Raw genomic sequence first — 17,661 nt, 5'->3', positions numbered from 1 at the left:
ACCTGTGCCCGTGCACGCCCCGATGGACGATCCGACGGGGCCCGGGCGTCGATCTAACCTGTTTCGAACGTAGACATCCATGCAATTCCCTGAATCCTGGTTGAGAACCTTTGTCGACCCGCAGCTGACGACCGACGAACTGTCGCACGCGCTGACGATGGCGGGGCTCGAAGTCGAATCGCTGAGCAAGGCTGCGCCGCCGACGTCTAAGATCGTCGTCGGCCGCGTGCTCGAAGTCGTCAAGCATCCGGATGCGGACAAGCTCAATGTCTGCCAGGTCGACGCCGGCACCGGCGCGACGCTGAATATCGTCTGTGGCGCACCGAACGTCGCGCCCGGCATCAAGGTACCGGTCGCGCTGGTCGGCGCGGAACTGCCGCCGGCAGAAGAGGGCGGCAAGCCGTTCGCGATCAAGCTGTCGAAGCTGCGCGGCGTGGAGAGCCAGGGGATGCTGTGCTCGGCACGCGAGCTGAAGCTGTCCGAGGATCACAGCGGCCTGCTGGTGCTGCCGGAAGACACGCCGGTCGGCCAGGACATCCGCGAGACGCTCAATCTCGACGACACGATCTTCGAAATCAAGCTGACGCCGAACAAGGCCGACTGCCTGTCCGTGTTCGGCATCGCACGCGAGACGTCTGCGATCACCGGCGCGCCGCTGACGCCGGTCGACATTCGCCCGGTGCGCGTCGAGCTCGACGAGACGCTGCCGGTGCGCATTGCCGCGCCCGATCTGTGCGGCCGCTTCTCGGGTCGCGTGATCCGCGGCGTGAACGCGCATGCGAAGACCCCGCAGTGGATGGTCGAGCGCCTCGGGCGTTCGGGCCAGCGCAGCGTGTCGGCGCTCGTCGACATCTCGAACTACGTGATGTTCGAGCTCGGCCGCCCGTCGCACGTGTTCGATCTCGACAAGATCCACGGCGGTATCGAGGTGCGCTGGGGCAAGCGCGGCGAATCGCTGAAGCTGCTCAACGGCAACACGGTCGAACTCGACGAAACGGTCGGCGTGATTTCGGACGACCGTCAGGTTGAAAGCCTGGCCGGCATCATGGGCGGCGACAGCACGGCCGTCACGCTCGATACGACCAACATCTACCTGGAAGCCGCATTCTGGTGGCCGGACAGCATCCGCGGCCGTGCGCGCAAGTACAACTTCTCGACCGATGCGGCTCATCGCTTCGAGCGCGGCGTCGACTACGCGACGACCGTCGAGCACGTCGAACGCATCACGCAACTGATTCTCGAAATCTGCGGCGGCAAGGCCGGCCCGGTCGACGATCAGTCCGTGAACCTGCCGCAGCGCGCACCGGTGAAGATGCGCGTATCGCGCGCGAACCGCATCATCGGCGTGCAGATCGGCGCCGACGAGATCGCCAGCATCTTCACGCGCCTCGGCCTGCCGTTCGAGCGTGAAGACGATGCGTTCCTCGTCACGCCGCCGTCGCATCGCTTCGACATCGAGATCGAGGAAGACCTGATCGAGGAAGTGGCGCGCATCTATGGCTTCGAGAAGATCCCGGCGCGTCCGCCGGTCGCGACGAGCGAAATGCGCGCGACCAACGAAACGCGGCGCTCGATCCACGACATCCGTCACGCGCTCGCTGCGCGCGACTACGCGGAAACCGTCAACTTCAGCTTCGTCGATGCGGAGTGGGAGCAGGATTTCGCGGGCAACGACCAGCCGATCCGTCTGCTGAACCCGATCGCGAGCCAGCTGTCGGTGATGCGCACGACGCTGTTCGGCAGCCTGATTTCCGTGCTGCGCCACAACCTGAACCGTCGCGCGGATCGTGTGCGCCTGTTCGAAGCTGGCCGCGTGTTCCTCACCGATGCGGCGGCGAAGGCCGGTGAGCTGACGGTCGAGGGCTACGTTCAGCCGAAGCGCGTCGGTGCGCTTGCCTATGGTCCGGCACTCGACGAGCAGTGGGGCGCGGAGACCCGCCCGGTCGATTTCTTCGACGTGAAGGGCGATCTCGAGGCGCTGCTCGCGCCTGCGGCCGCACGCTTCGTGAAGGCAGAGCATCCGGCCCTCCATCCGGGCCGCAGCGCGCGCATCGAAGTCGATGGCCGTGCGGTCGGCTGGATCGGCGAACTGCACCCGCGCCTGATGCAGAAGTACGAGCTGCCGCACGCACCGGTGATGTTCGAGGTCGACGCGGATGCGCTGATTGCGCGTGCGTTGCCCGCGCCGACCGACGTGTCGAAATTCCCGCCGGTTCGTCGCGATATCGCGGTGGTCGTCGATCAGGCGGTCGAGGTTCAGGCACTTTTCGACGAAATGAAGAAGGCGCTCGCCGAAGAGGCCTGCCGATTCGTTCAGAAGGTTGTACTCTTCGACGAATTTCGTGCAAAATCAAATACTTCCGGTGGTCTTGCCGCGCACGAGAAGAGCCTTGCCTTCCGTGTGACGCTGCAGGACGCGGCTGGCACGCTACAGGACGAGGTCGTCGATCAGGCGATCCAGACGCTGGTCGAGCGGATGGCTCGTGCTGGTGCGCGTCTGCGCGGCTAAGGAGGAGGTCCGCCCGCTCGCGGGCGGCCTTTTCCGATCGTAAGTTTTGATTTAACGCGCTGTATGGCAGATATGAACGACATGACCTCGAGTGAATTCGAAGCCCTCCTGACGGCGCAACGCAGCGCCATGAACCGCGACGCTTCGGCGCCGGCGTCCACCGAGACGCCCACGCTGACGAAGGCGGAACTGGCGGAGCTGCTGTTCGACAGCGTTGGGCTGAACAAGCGTGAAGCGAAGGACATGGTCGAGGCGTTTTTCGAGGTGATTCGCGACGCGCTCGAAAACGGCGAAAGCGTCAAGCTGTCGGGGTTCGGCAATTTCCAGCTGCGCGACAAGCCGCAGCGCCCGGGCCGCAATCCGAAGACGGGCGAGGCGATTCCGATCGCGGCCCGCCGGGTGGTAACCTTCCACGCGAGCCAGAAGCTGAAGGCGCTGGTCGAAAACGGCGCGGAGTAAGCCCCGCGCGCTGACGTCTCCGCGCGGCCGCCGCGCACCCTTTACCGACGGTTAACCGACGATGACCACTACGGTTGAGAAAGTCGTCTTGCCTCCGATTCCCGCGAAGCGCTACTTCACGATCGGTGAAGTCAGTGAACTGTGCGGGGTCAAGCCGCATGTGCTGCGTTATTGGGAACAGGAATTTACTCAACTGCGGCCGGTGAAGCGGCGTGGCAATCGTCGGTATTACCAGCACCACGAAGTGCTGCTGATCCGGCGGATTCGCGAGTTGCTGTACGAGCAGGGATTCACGATCAACGGCGCGCGCAACCGACTCGATTCGCCGGCGGGCGAGCGGGCCGCGGCGGCACCCGTCGAGCCGGAGGCGCCAGCCACCGATGATGCACGCGCACCGGGCAAGCCGGGCGCAACCGTCGACGTCATTGCATTGCGGCAGGCGCTGCTCGACGTGATCGACGGACTGAAGCACGACTGAGCGCGAAGCGCGAAAGATGAAATGAAAAGCCCGGTTGGCGACCTGCCACCGGGCTTTTTTCATGCGTGTCGTGTGCGCTTCAGCGTGAGGCGAGCGGGTTCTTCTGCCCCATGTCGACGACCAGCGTGCCGTCCGGCAGCATCCGCACCGAGCCTTGCGCGACCTGGCTGCGGTAGCCGTACAGGTCGAAACGCATCGGGCCGGCCTCGGCCGAATTCCGGATCAGCGCGCGCACGTTCAGTTCGAGCACGTTGAACATCTTCATGTCGCCGCCTTCCATCCACATGTAGCTCGGTGCATCGATCTGCGGCCGTTGCGGCGCGGGCGCGCCTGCCATGCGCCTGAACGTGAGGCGCAGCCCGTCGCGTTCGACCGTTGCCTGTCCGAGCTTGCCGTTCAGCACGGGTGGCGGGAACACGGTGTACTGGTCGAGCACGAGCGTGTCGCCACGCAGTTCCGCGCCGCGCCGCTGCAACGGCGTCAGCGAAGCGAGTTCGATGCCGAGCGACCGCAGCAGCTTCGCCTGCGGGATGCCGAGCACCGATACCTGGGACGGCTTGAACGCGAGATGCCGGTCGTCGAGCACGGACAGCGTGCCCTTCATGTCGGTCGGCAGCCAGACCCCTGGTACGTGATTCCACAGCTTGATGCCGCCCTGGACGCGCAGGTTCGTGCCGTCCGCGCTCAGTTGCAGGTCGTTGAGCGAGCGCGGCGCGTAGTCGAGCAGATAATTGTTGAAGAGCGCGGACATCGCCTTCCACGACTCGACGACCGTGCCGCCGAGAATGCGAATGTCGTACTGGTTCGGATCGTCGAGATCGACGGGTTCGCCGGGCCGCTTCGAGACGAGTTCCACGTCGAGATCCTCGACGTGAAAGCCGATATCCCCGGACAGGTTGAAGTCGACGTTACGCAGATGGATCGTCGGGTTGCGGTTCGACACGTGCCGTTCGTTGAACGGCGTGGTCGACGTGCGCCGAATCGCGACCTTCTGCATGCCGGGGTGAACGGTGTTCGCCGCGAGTGCGTAGGCTTCCCAGTGCTGGCGTATGTCGCGCAGCGCGTTCTGTTGCGCGGCGAGGAAGCTGTCGTTCAGGCGCGCGGCCGCGTTGCCGAGCAGCGCACCGCTGGCCGGGCCCGCGTACGAGGGCATCCGGATCGCCATCGCGCCGCTTTCGTCGAAATTGAAGTAGCCGGCCGAGACCTGGTCGCGATAGTGATACAGGTCGAACACGAAAGTCTGGTCGCGCTTCGTGGCATCTACCGGGCCGATCAGGATGTCCGCGTTCATCGGCATCGAGCGCATGAACTTCACGTCGCCGCCGCGAATGTACATCGCTTGCTGCGGTGCATTCGCGGGCATCGCAAAGCCGGCATGCGTGCCGTCGTCGAGCTTCAGGTCGAGGCCGGCCGGCGTCACGCGCAGCGCGGTGATCGTGAGCTTCAGGCGCGGCGGCGGCATCAGCTTGTCGACCGACATCACGAGATCGTCGCCGGCGAGCTGCGCAATCGGCGTCTGGACTTTCAGCAGATCGGCCATCTTCACGTTGGCCGCGCGCATCACCGGCTGCGCGTTGATGCCCGAGACGCGCACACCCGTCGGATGGAACACGAGCTGGCTGCCGTCACGGATCGCGAGCGTGCCGGTCAGCGAGAACGGCACCCAGCCGTCGCGCTGCATCTCGCCTTGCAGGTGGATCACGCCGTCGCCGGCCGACACGGCGAGCTTGCGCAGCGGGGCATTGCGGTAGCCGAAGATGTACGTGTTGAAGAGGGCGGTCAGCTTGGCGTTGTCGAGCGTGACCGTGCCTTCATGCACGTCGATCTGGAAACTGGTCGGATCGTCGAACACGATCGGCGCGCCGGCCTGCGTCGGCACGAGCGTGGCAGACAACTGATGGATGAAGAAGCCGAGGTTGTTGACGATGCGGAAATCGACGTCGCGCAGGAACGTCATCGCGCCGTTCTGGCCCGAGTCGCGCAGCGTGAACGGGCGCGGTTGCGTGAGGCTCATCGATGCGAGCGACGGCACGGTGCGTGCGACCTGCTGCTCGCGGGCGAGGCGTTCGGCCTTGGTGCGCTCGATCTTCGTCGACGCGATCGACGTGTTGCCGTCACGCTGCGCGGACGACTCTGCGCAACCGGCACACAGCAGCGCGAGCGCCAGTACGCCGCAGCCGAACACGCGGGACGTCGTGGGCGAGATAGGACGGGCCGCGCGGGGCGGGCCTGAAATCCAGTCGAAAATTGCCAAAGGCGAGCGATGGCCGCGCCGGACCGCATTCCGCATCGTCTGTCTCCATGTCTTGTCGTGATCGACGGCGGCGCGCGCCACTGCACGGCGCAAGCGTCGATGCCGTGCAGTGTGGCATAGCGCGCTAGAGCGGCGTTACCAAACAACGGGCGCCCGGGTGGGGCGAGCCGGCGGGCTGCGGGACAACGGATTCGGGGTGGTCGGACGGCCGGATCAAACGGTCGTTTGGTTTGCGCGATTCGTCATCGGCGGGTGTTGCTGCGTCCGGGCAAACCCGCTCCAGCCTTGGCCGGTGCGGGTTTCGCCGGATGCGAGTTGTACCGGCGCGGCGATTGTAGCGCGGATGCGATCCGGCCCCGTCGCAGCGGTCTGCGGGTCGATCAGACCAGCATGTGCTGCCGGATTGCGTTCAGCGTCGCCTGGTCGAGTTGCAGGCCGTTCGCGATATACGACGTCATCGAGCCGTACGACGCGGTGACCTGATCGAAGGCCGCCTGCAGATAGTCGGTATGTGCGCCTTGCAGCGCGGTCATCATGTCTGCCGCATTTTGCCCGCCGGCCTTTTGTGCCTGGGCGACCGACGCGGCGATTTCCGATGCGCTATAGGCGTTGGTCAGCAGATAGTCGGCGAGTATCGTCTGCTCGGACGCACCGAGGATCGTGTGCAGGATCGCGGTTGCCCAGCCGGTGCGATCCTTGCCGGCCGTGCAGTGGAACACCAGGTTTTCGCCAGTGGCAGCGAAGCCGGTGAAGAGCGCGTGATAGCTGGCATGCGCGGTGTCCGACGTGACGAACGCGCGGTACATGCTCAGCATGAATGCCGTCGCGGTAGCGCCGGTGGTCGGGATCGGATCAATGCTGGCGGCCCCGAGCACGTTGAGGTTTTGCCAGGCGGCGCCGGCCAGCGGCACATCCGGCTGCGTCTTGATCTCGGCGGGCGTGCGCAGGTCGCAGACCTGTTTGATGCCGAGCGTGCCGACGGTGGCGACATCCGCGACCGACAACGCGAGCGCGGATGACCGATAGATCACGCCTTTTTTCATCTTCGCGCCGTTCGTCGTCAGGTAGCCGGTTCCGTCCGGCCCGGCCGTGTCGCGAAAATTCGATGCGGAACTCAGCCGCGGTGTCGTGACTGGCGCGACCGAAATCGAGTCGCCCCCGCATGCGGACAGAAGCGATGCGCTTCCCAGCGCCACGCCTATCGTGCCGGCGCCCAGCCGGAGAAAATGTCGACGGGAAATTTCGTTTTTCTGATGCATTCAATGCCCTGTGTCGGAGACGGTTGCAAGAGGTCGCGACTGCGGTGGTGACCGAAGCCGCCTCCTGTATCACGCGCGACGCGGCATAGCCGGGGCGGGCCGGATCGATCGGCATGCAGTCGGACGGTTCGCCCGTGCGCATTGATCTCGCGCCGGGTAACCGCACGGTAGCGATTTGCGGCGAACCGGCCATCGTCCTTTTCGATTAGGTCGGCATGCGGGTTGCCGGTGTCGGTTGCGCGTTGTCGACAGGTAGGATCGGCGGCAGCGGCGAGGTAAGATCGACGTCAGTGGCTGTATCGACCAAAGCACAGTAGCCATCACGGGGAAGCGTCATGGATCTCAAGGAAGTCGACGTATTGGGTGCGGGCGTGGGCGATCACTGGTACTACGCGTCGAAGGCGAGTGCGATCCGTCGGTTCCTGGGGGTGCCAGGCGCGAACCGGATACTCGATGTCGGCGCAGGCTCCGGCTTCTTCTCGAAGCACTTGCTGGAGCGCACACAGGCGACGGAGGCGTGGTGTGTCGATACGAGCTACGCCGACGATACTGACGGCGAGGCGTCCGGCAAGCCCATCCACTTTCGGCGATCCGTTGATCGATTCGATGCCGATCTCGTGTTGCTGATGGACGTGCTCGAGCATGTCGACGACGACGTCGGTCTGCTCATGCAGTACGTAAAGGGCGCGCCTTCGGGCAGCCGGTTCCTGATCACGGTTCCCGCGTTCCAGTTCCTCTGGAGCGGTCATGACGATTTTCTCGAGCACAAGCGCCGATATACGCTCGGCAGTCTCGAGGACGTGGTGCGTCGCGCGGGGCTCGACGTCGAGCACGGCGCCTATTATTTCGGCCTCACGTTTCCGCTCGCGGCAGCGTTGCGGCTCGGCGAACGGGTGCGTCGGCAACCGAGCGGGCCGGCGTCGCAATTGCGTCGTCACCATCCATTCGTCAATGGCTTGCTCAAGACGATCTGCCGGATCGAGTTGCCGATGTTCCGCTTCAACCGCGTCGCCGGGCTGACCGTCATCTGTGTCGCACGCAAGCAGTGAAGGCGATGCGAGGCCGGTGCGCAGGGCGCTATGCCATGCACGTCGTTGTGTGCATCGGCACGGTCACGCCAAAAAATTTCACAAGAATATTCACAAAATGCATGCGACCCGTTCTAAATCGGAAAACTGTCTGTTATAATTTTTTTCTTTCGGGGCGTAGCGCAGCCTGGTAGCGTACCTGCATGGGGTGCAGGTGGTCGGAGGTTCAAATCCTCTCGCCCCGACCAGACAAGAACCCGCGTCAGCTCAAGCTGACGCGGGTTTTTTCTTGCCGGTCGCTTTTTTGCACATCGCGGCGCGGCCCCGGTAAAATGCAAGGTTGATCCACGGAAAGCGCCGTGATTTAGCGGAAGAGGATTCCCCGAACATGACTGATCTTCGTCTTACCATGCGGTTCGCTGCAGTGCTCGCCACCGGCGCGCTCGTTGCCGGTTGCGGTACGTCGTCGCCCACGAAAGTGGACTACAAGAGCGATTCGAAATCGAAAGAAGCGTCGCTCGCAGTGCCGCCCAACATGCTCGACGAGACGGCCGATCAGCGTTCGCTGCCGCCCCAGGGCGGCGCGACTTCCCTGTCCGCACTTCAGCAGGTCCAGCAGGCAGCGCCTGCGCTGGACACTGTCGCTCCGGCTGTGGCCGGCATGCATATCCAGCGCGACGGCACCGAGAGCTGGCTCGTGATCGACGGCAAGCAGCCGGCCGATGTCTGGCCGCAGGTTCGCCGCTTCTGGCAGGAGCAGGGCTTCCTGCTCGTCGTCGACCAGCGCGACAAGGGCGTGATGGAAACCGACTGGAACGAAACCCATCCGCAGATCAACGACGGCCTGATCCGTAGCGTGATCTCGAAGGCGATGGGCAATTCGTACGTGACGGCCGAGCGCAACAAGTACCGTACGCGTCTCGACTCGGCGCCGAATGGCGGCACCTACGTGTTCATCAGCCAGAAGGGGATGCGCGAAGCGATCACGGGCTCGAACAACGATTCGAGCAAGTGGGAACCGAAGCCGAACGATCCGGCGCTCGAGACCGAATACCTGAAGCGATTGATGGCCGTGCTTGCACAGAACGAGCAGCGCGCGAAGAACGGCGAGCCGCCCATCGCGAACATCAAGGACAACACGGTGCCGGCGGCCAAGGACAAGAAGGCAGACGACGCATCGTCGAAGGCTGCTGCAGCGATCGCCGCGCAAAACGTCTCCCGCACGTCGGCGCAAGCCAACGATGCGGCCGATGCTGCCGTCCCGTCGGAAGTTACACTCGGCGAGCCGTACGACCGGTCGTGGCTGCACGTCGGTCTCGCGCTCGATCGTGCGAACTTCACGGTCGACGATCGCGATCGCTCGAAGGGCCTGTATTTCGTGCGCTATGTCGATCCGAAGGATCTGACTTCGGCCGAGCAGGGCTTCTGGAGCCAGCTGTTCCACGGCAAGAAGGAAAAGCAGGCGAAGCAATACCGCGTCAACGTGAAGGCACTCACGGCCGACCAGACGCGCGTCGCGGTCATCGACGATTCGGGCGCGATCGACACGTCGTCGCCGGCTCGCCAGATCATGGGGCTGCTCGTGAATCAGCTCCGCTGATTCCGGCGTTTCTCCGCACCAATGAAAAGCCCGCCATTTGGCGGGCTTTTTTCATGGCCGCTCGCCGGCGCGCACATGTGCTGGAGGTTCGGTCCCTCCTCGTGACGTTACGTAACATCCGCGCGTTACGGCGGCCAAACACATGCGGCATCGTCGGCGGCCAAAAAATTTTCCTTATAAATCAATGGGGTGGTCGATTCGCGGTAGTTGGCACGCAACCTGCTTTATATGTTGGAATTGTTGAAACAGGGAGGATGGCGTCAGATACCGGGGGTGCGCCGCGAGCGCCCGATCAATGGTATCGACGTCTTCGAATGTCGACGCGACAAGCGTCGGCGCAACTGATGACGATCCGCGCCAGCGTGCGGATCTCGATGGCCCCGTCGCCTATCCTCGTAGGGCGACGGTTTCGCCCGCGCTTCTGTGAAGCGCGGGCTATTTTTTTTGGGCCGTCGTGCGATGCCGTGCTGGCGCAGCCGATGCACGATTCGCGTATTCTCGGACTTTTCCAGATGAGGGGGGCGGGAATGGCGGAAATTGCAGTCGTGGCGCTGATCGTGGCGAAGCCGGGCGCCGAGGAGAAGTTGCGTGCCCAGCTCGAAGGGATCGTCGAGCCGACCCGCAGCGAAGCGGGGGCATTGCAGTACGACCTGCACCGGGATCTGAAGGAGCCCGCGCGGTTCGTATTCGTCGAGCGCTGGGAAAGCGAGGAGGCGCTTGCCGCTCATGCGCGTTCCGCGCACATTCTGGCTTATCGCGAAGCGGCCGCGAACTGGATCGAGCGTTCCGAAATCCGCGTGCTGTCGAAGCTCGTCTGAGCCGGGTGGGGCGACCGGACGTGTCCGGTCGCGGGGTGCGTCAGTGCGACGTGCTGGGTACGTCGAGGATCAGGATGATCGTCCAGTCGGCGTCGCCGTCGTGATGGTACTGGCGCTCTGCGACGATGAACGGTTGCTGCTTGCCTTGCGGGCCGAGGAAAAGCACGTCGCCCTCCATCGGCAGGCACTCGATCGGCGGCAGCGCGAGGAACGCGTCAGCCGAGCCGCGAGGCATCAGTTGCTTGATCTGGCGAGTGGCGGCTTCGGTCCACTCGATGTCGAGTTGAATGTTGCTCATGCTGTCCTCCGCACCGGGGTGCGCACGGGTGGAAAATTTCGGTGCGCGACTTTAGCACAGCGCACGGGCACCGCAACCAAAAAAGCCGAACCCGGTTGCCCGGATTCGGCTTTTTGCTTGTGCGGTGCCGCCGAACTTACTGGCTGGCAGCGTCTGCGGCCTTGGCAGCCTTCTTGCCGGCCTTCTTCGCAGCAGCCTTGTGGTGAGCAGCCTTCTTGCCGTGGTGATGCTCTTCCTGCATCGCCGGCTGAGCGGCTTCAGCCGCTTGCTGCTGCTGCAGCGCCTGTGCGCGCTGCTCGATCTCGGAGATCTTGGCCGGATCGGTAATCGTCTTGATTTCCGTGCTCTCTTGCGCATACGCTGCGCCAGTCAGCGCCGACATCGCTACCAGGATAGCCAGGGACGTCTTCTTCATTGCTTTACCTCCGCTAAGTGGTGATGAACCCGAGTGTTGCCGTTTTGTCTGGCGACTGCAATCGAGTGCGTGTCGAGTGTAACAAAAGTGACGGATCAATGTGCACCGGATCGTGGCGCGACGCAAGGCCCCGTTGAAGTGGCGCAACACTTCGCGTACTTCGTCACGCGCCTGCCATGGTCACCGTCGCAACCATTGCGCTCCGGTTTCCCCGCATCCGTCAAAACCATCCAAGCCAACGATAGACGTGGAACTGCGCGATGCCGACCAGTTCGTGCAGCGCCTGCTCGGCGTTGGCCAAATTACGCCAGCGCGGCAGCCAGCCTGTTTGCGCGCGCCGGCGATTCGCATAAACGGGCTGCGGATCGATCCCGAAACGGCGGAAATCGAGCAGTGCGCGGCGCATCTGGTATGACGAAGTGACGAGAATGCGTGCGTCGTCATACTGTGAGCGTAGTATAGACGCAGTGAATTTCGCGTTTTCGTAGGTCGTGCGGCTTTCCGGTTCCAGAACGAGATCCGCGGGAGCGACGCCTTCGGCGACGAGTTGGCGCCCGTATACGGCAGCCTCGGTTTCGCCGTGATGCTGCGGGTCGCCGCCCGACATCACCACGGTGCAGCGCTCGGCCTGCTGCCTGCAGGTGCGGTAGAGCGCTGCGACCTTGTGGATGCGGGCGGTTCCGTCAGATGGCGGCCGCAGCCCGGAGTCGGTGTGCTTCGTGCCGGCGCCGATGAGGATCAGTGTGGTCCGTCCGTGCATCTCCGGGTGCTCGACGGGTACGACGCCCGCCTCGGTCCAGGCGATCAGCGGTGCGGCGAGCCAGCCCGTCGCGAGCAGCCAGAACAGAGCAACGGCGGCGATCGAGATGATTCGTCGCCGCTTGCGGTAGAGCATGAAACAGATGAAGAGAAGTACAAATGAATCGAACAGAATCAATTTGATTGGGGTATGGTGTCTTTTTATGGACGGCTGACGATCCGGCCCTGACGCGACGCCGAACGTCGGCCTCCAGAATCGGTGGCGGTATCGGTGGGCGGAGACGCCGCCCGGCGCGCCGCTTCGCATTGTCGCTGCACTTTAAGAAAGAATCGAGATGGCCACGTATTCCAACGAAGCGGTGCTCGACGCATTGAGACGAGTGCAGTACCGCCAGGTACCGTGGGCACGCCGCCCGGGCGTGTTCGAGTATCTCCGTTCGCTCGGGCTGATGGACACGGTCAGGCAGAAAACCGTTGCCCCCGCACCGGGCTTCCATGCACCGGTCGACATTGCCGTACTGACCGAAAGCGGTCGAGCCGAATTCTCGCGCCTCGAGCGCGACGAGAAATTACTTTCCTGGACCGATCGCCGCATGGCCGACTACGCATTGAGCGAAGCGAGTGCAGTGGCGATTCTCGAAAGCCGCCTGTAGCGGCCGATCATCCCGTCGCCCGCATCGCCGCCATGCGGCTGGCGATGCCAAAAAAAAGCCCGTATCGCGAGGATACGGGCGTACCGGATACTTTTGCTGTTGCCACGCTGTGCTCATGGCAACGTTGTGACTCGTCGCATGCGGCGCAGTTCCCGACCGCGGGCATTTTCTTTGGCGAAATCCCGAAATTGGCAGGACTACGGATGACGCGGCACGTCGGACGGCTGCGAGCCGATGCGCGCTCGCGCGTTGCTGGCGATGTCGCCGCGCAGGTCGCCACGCGGCACGGTCTGCCGGCTGGGCGGGTTGGCGGACGGTGGCTGGCGGAGTGTGTTCCGGTGATCCTGCTGGCGATGGGGCGGCTTCACGCGATCGTCGGCGTGGGCTGGAGCGGACAACGCCAGGGAAATGACAATGCCGCATGCAACGAGCAGTGACATTGGATTCATGGCGGGGCTCCCTTCAAGCCGTCGACGCGGCCTGTTGATATTTCGCTAAGGTAAGCGTGGGAGTGCAGGCTTGCTGTAAATATTGGTAAATAGATGTATCGCGGCACGACAACGGTAATCGACGGCAACGCAGGCGTCGCGAACAGGTCGCATCGCAGAAAGAAACCGGGCGGCCGAAGCCGCCCGATCGAGCATTCGTTACGCCATCTTGACGGGCGCGCGCCAGGATTCCGGGTTGGTCCAGAAGGCGCCGCGCAGCCGGTCGCGGCTCGGCGGTGCGGGCGGCTTCGCAGCGCTTGCGCCGATGCGCCCGCGCAGGGAGATCTGCCGGCCGCTCGTGCCGAGTCGCTTCACGATTTCGGCGAGCGTGCCGTCCGCCTGCCATTCGTCGAAGCGACGGCGGCAAGTCGGCGGCGACGGATAGCGGCCCGGCAGCTTCGACCAGCCTTCACCCGTCGACAGTACCCACAGCACGGCGTTCACCACCGAGCGGGCTTCCACGCGGGGACGGCCGCGCCGCTCACTCCGTGCGGGTTCGGAGCAAAACAGACCCTCGACCAGCGCCCACTCGTTATCTCTCAAATCGTCGAACAGCATCATGTCCTCACCTCAGCGAAGCTAACTCCGGTGCGCTGCCCTGCGCCGCGCACTCTTCAAGCACTCGATCGTCGAGTGCCGGGTGAGGGCGTCCGGTTGGCCGGCAGCGGCGTTTCTGCTCTTCCGTCCGACGAAACCTGCGCCCTGTGCGCCAGGTAATGCACGAAGCGTGCCATGTCGGAGGTAATTCCCTCGAGAGCCGCTTGGCAGCGAGCTAACGGCTAAGTCAGCTAGGGGCGTATAAGACGCCAAAATAACCCGCCAGCAAATCGGGACAATCACCAATCTTGTGCAGTTCGCCCGCACCACGTGCGTTCGCGGATGTATTGCACCGCAGCGAAACATGTGGGGCAGGTGCCTGATTCGCACATCGAAGCCGGATTCGCGCATTAAAATCGCGCATCGATATCGACGATTGATGAGGTCAGGAAATGAACGTCACGCTGCGCCAGCTTCGCGTCTTCATCGAGGTAGCGCGGCTCAAGAGCTTCAGTCGCGCGGGCGACGAGATCGGGCTCACGCAGTCCGCGGTCAGTCGCTGCGTGCGCGAGCTCGAGGCCGAGCTCGGATTGAAGCTGATCGACCGCACGACGCGCGACGTGCAGCTGACCGATGTCGGTGCGAACCTGATCGCGAGTGTGTCCCGTCTGCTCGACGATCTCGACGACACGCTGCGCGAGATTCGCGAGATCGGCGAGCAGCGCCGCGGGCGCGTGATCGTCGCGGCCAGCCCGACGATTGCGTGCCGGCTGATGCCGCGCGTGGTTGCGTCGTGCGAGCGCCAGTTTCCGTTCGTGACGTTGGGTTTGCGCGACGATGTGCAGAGCGACGTGTTGCGCAAGGTGAAGTCGAGCGAGGTCGATTTCGGCGTCGTGATCGGGCCGCTCACGGTGGCCGATCTCGTCTGCGAATCGTTGATGACCGATTCGTTCTGCCTGGTCGCGCGCGCCGACCATCCGCTCGCAGCGCGTGCCGAGGTGCCCTGGACGGCGCTGGACGGCGAGCGCCTCGTGCTCCTCGATCATGCGTCGGGAAGCCGGCCGCTGATCGACGCCGCGCTGGCCGCCCATCGTGTCAACGCGACGGTCATGCAGGAGCTCGGGCATTCGGCGACCGTGTTCGGACTCGTCGAGGCCGGCGTCGGCGTGAGCGTGCAGCCGTGGCTGTCGCTGCCGCTACCAGCCGGCTCGACGCTCGTCGCGCGGCCGCTCACGCCGCGCACCGAGCGCACGGTCGAACTCGTGCGCCGCCGCGACCGGTCGTTGTCGCCCGCTGCGCAGGCGATCTGGGAACTCGTGCGACAGATGCCGGCGAGGGCGGAGGACCTCGACTGACGCGCACCGACGCGCGCCTCTCCGGCTTGCGGGCCGGTACACTACGCGGATCGTGTTCCTCGAAGGCGGTTCTCGATGGCGCATTCCGCAGATTCTCTTCCGGTAGCCGGCGCGCCGGCGGCCCGCGACGCCGTGCACGCGTTGCGTCCGTCGCTGATCCGGGATGTGGCCAACGCCGGCTTTGGCGTGCCGGACATGCTGCCGTTCTGGTTCGGCGAATCCGATCGCGTCACGCCGGACTTCATCCGCGACGCCGCGGCGGCGGCGCTGCGCGATGGCGCGACCTTCTACACGCACAACCTCGGCACTGCGCCGCTGCGCGATGCGCTTGCGGCCTACGTCAGCACCCGTCACGGTGCGACGGCGGCCGACACCGTGGCGGTGACGAGTTCGGGCGTGAGCGCATTGATGCTGGCTGCGCAGATGCTGGTCGGTCCGGGCGAGCGCGTCGTCGCGGTCACGCCGCTGTGGCCGAATCTCGTCGAGATTCCGAAGATCCTTGGGGCGCAGGTCGAATGCGTACCGCTCGGCTATGGCGATGCGGGCTGGCGGCTCGATGTCGGGCGGCTGCTTGCGGCGCTGACGCCTGATACGCGGATGCTGCTGATCAACTCGCCGAACAATCCGACCGGCTGGACGATGTCGCGCGACGACCAGCAAGCGGTGCTCGCCCATTGCCGCCGCCACGGCATCTGGCTGGTTGCCGACGAGGTGTACGAGCGGCTCGCTTTCGACGCGGACGGCGCTGGCGGCGCGCCTTCGTTCCTCGACATCGCAACGCGCGACGAGCGGGTCGTCGTCGTGAATTCGTTTTCGAAAGCATGGGCGATGACGGGTTGGCGCCTCGGGTGGCTCATCGCGCCGGCAGCGGTGATGGGCGACCTGTCGAAGCTCGTCGAATACAACACGTCGTGTGCGCCGGGCTTCGTGCAGGCCGCGGGTGAAGTCGCACTGCGCGATGGCGAGCCGTTCGTGCGGTCGTTCGTCGCGGCGCTGCGCGATGCGCGCGATCACCTGGTTGCCGCGCTGCGGACCCTGCCAGGTGTCGAGGTGCCGCCTCCGTCGGGCGCGATGTACCTGTTTCTGCGCCTGCCGGGCGCGTCAGACAGTCTCGCGTTCTGCAAGACGCTGGTACGCGAGGCCGGGCTCGGCCTTGCGCCCGGGCGGGCGTTCGGCCCGGAGGGGGAAGGGTTCGTGCGCTGGTGCTATGCGTGCGATCCGGCGCGACTCGATGCGGGTGTCGAGCGGTTGCGCCGGTTCCTCGCGCGCGGCGCAGCCATCCGCTGAAGCGGGGCCGGAGCGGACGCGGCGCGCTGGCGGCGGCTCGTTCGGCTCATCTTTACGCACCGGGCAATTTTGCGTAATATGGCGCTCAGTCACGCGGTTCCGTCGTTGAGCCGTGCTGTTCCGTCCGGTTTGGGCCTGGCCTGAAGTTGGTTCGCCGCCCCCGGTTCGTGCTCCCATCAATATGACCGATCAGAATCGGGCGAGCGCGTCTTCCGTTCCTTTCGTCTGTTTGTTGATCCGGTTCGTTTGACCACAGGGTCTGGCCTAGCTGCATGAATACCCAAGAGGCGAAGATCGTCCTCGAGACTGCTTTGATCTGCGCGCAGGAACCGCTGAAACTCGGCGATTTGCGCAAGCTCTTTGCCGACGGCGTGTCGGCTGACACGGTCCGCACGTTGCTCGAAGATCTGAAACAGGATTGGTCCGGCCGCGGCGTCGAACTGGTGGCGCTGGCAACCGGATGGCGCTTCCAGAGCAAGCCGGCGATGCGTCACTATCTGGATCGCCTGCATCCCGAGAAGCCGCCGAAATATTCGCGTGCGGTGCTCGAAACGCTCGCGATCATCGCGTACCGGCAACCTGTCACGCGCGGCGACATCGAAGAGATTCGCGGTGTGACGGTCAATACGCAGGTGGTCAAGCAGCTCGAGGATCGCGGCTGGATCGAAGTGATCGGTCATCGCGACGTGCCGGGACGCCCGGCGCTGTATGCGACGACCAAGCAGTTCCTCGACGACCTCGGCCTGAAGGCGCTCGATGATCTGCCTGCGCTCGAAGAGCCGGCCGCGAACATCGAGGCCGCGCTGCTTGCGCAGCAGGCGATGGATTTCGACGAGAGCATGCCGGTTGCCGATGGCGCAACGGGCGACGCGCCGCAAACGGATGAGGCATCCGCCGCTCAATCGGCAGGATTGCCGGATGATCCCGTGGCGGACGTCGCGTCGACGCATGAAATCGCGAGCCGCGATACGCTCGATGCTGTTCGCGGGCAAACGGAACAAATGGAACAGGCTGGCGCCGAAGCAGTGCCAGCCGGTGTGCAGCCCGAGCCGCTGCACGCGGATTGGAGCGAGGAAGATCGCAAGCCGGCTGCCGAAGCGGTTGCCGGAGACGGAGCGGAAGCGGCCGGCGACATGCCCGGCGAGGCTGGCCAGGCCGACGCCCCCCGTTCCCGTCCTGCGGACGACGAGATGCTGGACGACACGTCCGACAGTCTCGCCGATGCCGTACGAAGCGCCAGTGCACCCATCGGTGCCGATGCGCTGCCGGACGACGAAGCAGAACCTGAACAGCGTCGCGCCTGATCGCGGCCAACTTCTTGCCGCGCCCGCGCCGGGCGCGAGACCTGACATTTTGAGGTTGTTTTGACAGATATCCACGATATTGAATCGTCCGCGCCTGCCGTGCAGGCGGCGCGTGCCGACGATGCACCGGAGCAGGGCGCTTCGGCCGAGGGTGGCGACA

At 64.6% G+C, this 17,661-nt stretch carries 17 protein-coding genes and 1 tRNA gene; 11 read left to right on the top strand and 7 right to left on the bottom strand.

Features of this window, described 5'->3' with window-relative positions; genetic code table 11:
• The first annotated feature begins 79 nt into the window (after positions 1 to 79).
• From pheT to G3N99_RS10000, 3 genes are all read left to right on the top strand, one after another.
• Positions 80 to 2,509, top strand: a complete 2,430-nt coding sequence (gene pheT / locus G3N99_RS10010) for a phenylalanine--tRNA ligase subunit beta (protein WP_174936469.1) — start codon at positions 80 to 82, stop codon at positions 2,507 to 2,509.
• Positions 2,510 to 2,581: 72 nt separating this feature from the next.
• On the top strand, positions 2,582 to 2,968 hold the full coding sequence (locus tag G3N99_RS10005) for an integration host factor subunit alpha (protein WP_006486093.1): 387 nt from the start codon (positions 2,582 to 2,584) through the stop codon (positions 2,966 to 2,968).
• 61 nt (positions 2,969 to 3,029) lie between these two features.
• Positions 3,030 to 3,446 carry a MerR family transcriptional regulator gene (locus tag G3N99_RS10000; RefSeq protein WP_174934467.1) on the top strand — a complete coding sequence of 139 codons (417 nt, stop codon included), beginning with the start codon at positions 3,030 to 3,032 and terminating at the stop codon, positions 3,444 to 3,446.
• A gap of 79 nt (positions 3,447 to 3,525) precedes the next feature.
• Here G3N99_RS10000 and G3N99_RS09995 read toward each other — a convergent pair whose 3' ends face one another.
• Positions 3,526 to 5,736: a hypothetical protein gene (locus G3N99_RS09995; protein ID WP_206122299.1), complete on the bottom strand. Its 2,211-nt coding sequence runs from the start codon at positions 5,734 to 5,736 to the stop codon at positions 3,526 to 3,528.
• A 344-nt stretch (positions 5,737 to 6,080) separates the two neighbouring features.
• Positions 6,081 to 6,896 (bottom strand): tyrosine-protein phosphatase, encoded by an 816-nt coding sequence (locus tag G3N99_RS09990; RefSeq protein ID WP_254601376.1) that lies wholly within the window; start codon positions 6,894 to 6,896, stop codon positions 6,081 to 6,083.
• Between the two features lie 398 nt (positions 6,897 to 7,294).
• On the opposite strand from G3N99_RS09990, the gene G3N99_RS09985 reads away from it, so the two are divergent.
• From G3N99_RS09985 to G3N99_RS09970, 4 genes are all read left to right on the top strand, one after another.
• Positions 7,295 to 8,008, top strand: a complete 714-nt coding sequence (locus G3N99_RS09985) for a methyltransferase domain-containing protein (RefSeq protein ID WP_174982021.1) — start codon at positions 7,295 to 7,297, stop codon at positions 8,006 to 8,008.
• A 150-nt stretch (positions 8,009 to 8,158) separates the two neighbouring features.
• A tRNA-Pro gene (locus G3N99_RS09980) sits at positions 8,159 to 8,235 on the top strand.
• A gap of 140 nt (positions 8,236 to 8,375) precedes the next feature.
• Positions 8,376 to 9,587, top strand: coding sequence for an outer membrane protein assembly factor BamC (gene bamC / locus G3N99_RS09975; protein WP_174934459.1), 1,212 nt, complete (start codon positions 8,376 to 8,378; stop codon positions 9,585 to 9,587).
• A 527-nt stretch (positions 9,588 to 10,114) separates the two neighbouring features.
• The gene (locus G3N99_RS09970; RefSeq protein ID WP_174934457.1) at positions 10,115 to 10,405 is read left to right on the top strand and encodes a putative quinol monooxygenase; all 291 of its coding nucleotides are present in this window, start codon (positions 10,115 to 10,117) and stop codon (positions 10,403 to 10,405) included.
• A 40-nt stretch (positions 10,406 to 10,445) separates the two neighbouring features.
• Here G3N99_RS09970 and G3N99_RS09965 read toward each other — a convergent pair whose 3' ends face one another.
• From G3N99_RS09965 to G3N99_RS09955, 3 genes are all read right to left on the bottom strand, one after another.
• Positions 10,446 to 10,703: a hypothetical protein gene (locus tag G3N99_RS09965; RefSeq protein ID WP_011351788.1), complete on the bottom strand. Its 258-nt coding sequence runs from the start codon at positions 10,701 to 10,703 to the stop codon at positions 10,446 to 10,448.
• Positions 10,704 to 10,839: 136 nt separating this feature from the next.
• Positions 10,840 to 11,118, bottom strand: coding sequence for a hypothetical protein (locus G3N99_RS09960; protein WP_011351789.1), 279 nt, complete (start codon positions 11,116 to 11,118; stop codon positions 10,840 to 10,842).
• 220 nt (positions 11,119 to 11,338) lie between these two features.
• Entirely contained in the window at positions 11,339 to 12,055 is a 717-nt protein-coding gene (locus tag G3N99_RS09955; protein WP_206122297.1) for a YdcF family protein, read from the bottom strand.
• A gap of 157 nt (positions 12,056 to 12,212) precedes the next feature.
• Here G3N99_RS09955 and G3N99_RS09950 point away from each other — a divergent pair, with 157 nt between their 5' ends.
• The gene (locus G3N99_RS09950) at positions 12,213 to 12,530 is read left to right on the top strand and encodes a hypothetical protein (protein WP_011351791.1); all 318 of its coding nucleotides are present in this window, start codon (positions 12,213 to 12,215) and stop codon (positions 12,528 to 12,530) included.
• A gap of 197 nt (positions 12,531 to 12,727) precedes the next feature.
• Here the strand turns inward: G3N99_RS09950 and G3N99_RS41835 are convergent, their stop codons facing one another.
• Both G3N99_RS41835 and G3N99_RS09940 read right to left on the bottom strand, forming a co-directional pair.
• Positions 12,728 to 12,979: a hypothetical protein gene (locus G3N99_RS41835; RefSeq protein ID WP_241011569.1), complete on the bottom strand. Its 252-nt coding sequence runs from the start codon at positions 12,977 to 12,979 to the stop codon at positions 12,728 to 12,730.
• 198 nt (positions 12,980 to 13,177) lie between these two features.
• A complete protein-coding gene (locus G3N99_RS09940) occupies positions 13,178 to 13,579 on the bottom strand; it encodes a transposase (protein WP_006409263.1) in 402 nt (133 codons plus the stop codon).
• A gap of 428 nt (positions 13,580 to 14,007) precedes the next feature.
• On the opposite strand from G3N99_RS09940, the gene G3N99_RS09935 reads away from it, so the two are divergent.
• The 3 genes from G3N99_RS09935 to scpB all read left to right on the top strand — a co-directional run bounded on the left by G3N99_RS09935 (position 14,008) and on the right by scpB (position 17,501).
• A complete protein-coding gene (locus G3N99_RS09935) occupies positions 14,008 to 14,910 on the top strand; it encodes a LysR family transcriptional regulator (protein ID WP_046545490.1) in 903 nt (300 codons plus the stop codon).
• A 75-nt stretch (positions 14,911 to 14,985) separates the two neighbouring features.
• Positions 14,986 to 16,197, top strand: a complete 1,212-nt coding sequence (locus G3N99_RS09930) for a pyridoxal phosphate-dependent aminotransferase (protein ID WP_206122294.1) — start codon at positions 14,986 to 14,988, stop codon at positions 16,195 to 16,197.
• A gap of 272 nt (positions 16,198 to 16,469) precedes the next feature.
• On the top strand, positions 16,470 to 17,501 hold the full coding sequence (gene scpB / locus G3N99_RS09925; RefSeq protein ID WP_174936490.1) for an SMC-Scp complex subunit ScpB: 1,032 nt from the start codon (positions 16,470 to 16,472) through the stop codon (positions 17,499 to 17,501).
• Positions 17,502 to 17,661 lie beyond the last annotated feature (160 nt).

The sequence above is a fragment of the Burkholderia sp. Ac-20392 genome, from assembly GCF_017104585.1.
GTDB lineage: Bacteria > Pseudomonadota > Gammaproteobacteria > Burkholderiales > Burkholderiaceae > Burkholderia > Burkholderia lata.
The sequence above is the reverse complement of the archived record's forward strand: the minus strand, read 5'-3'. Positions and strand labels throughout refer to the sequence as shown.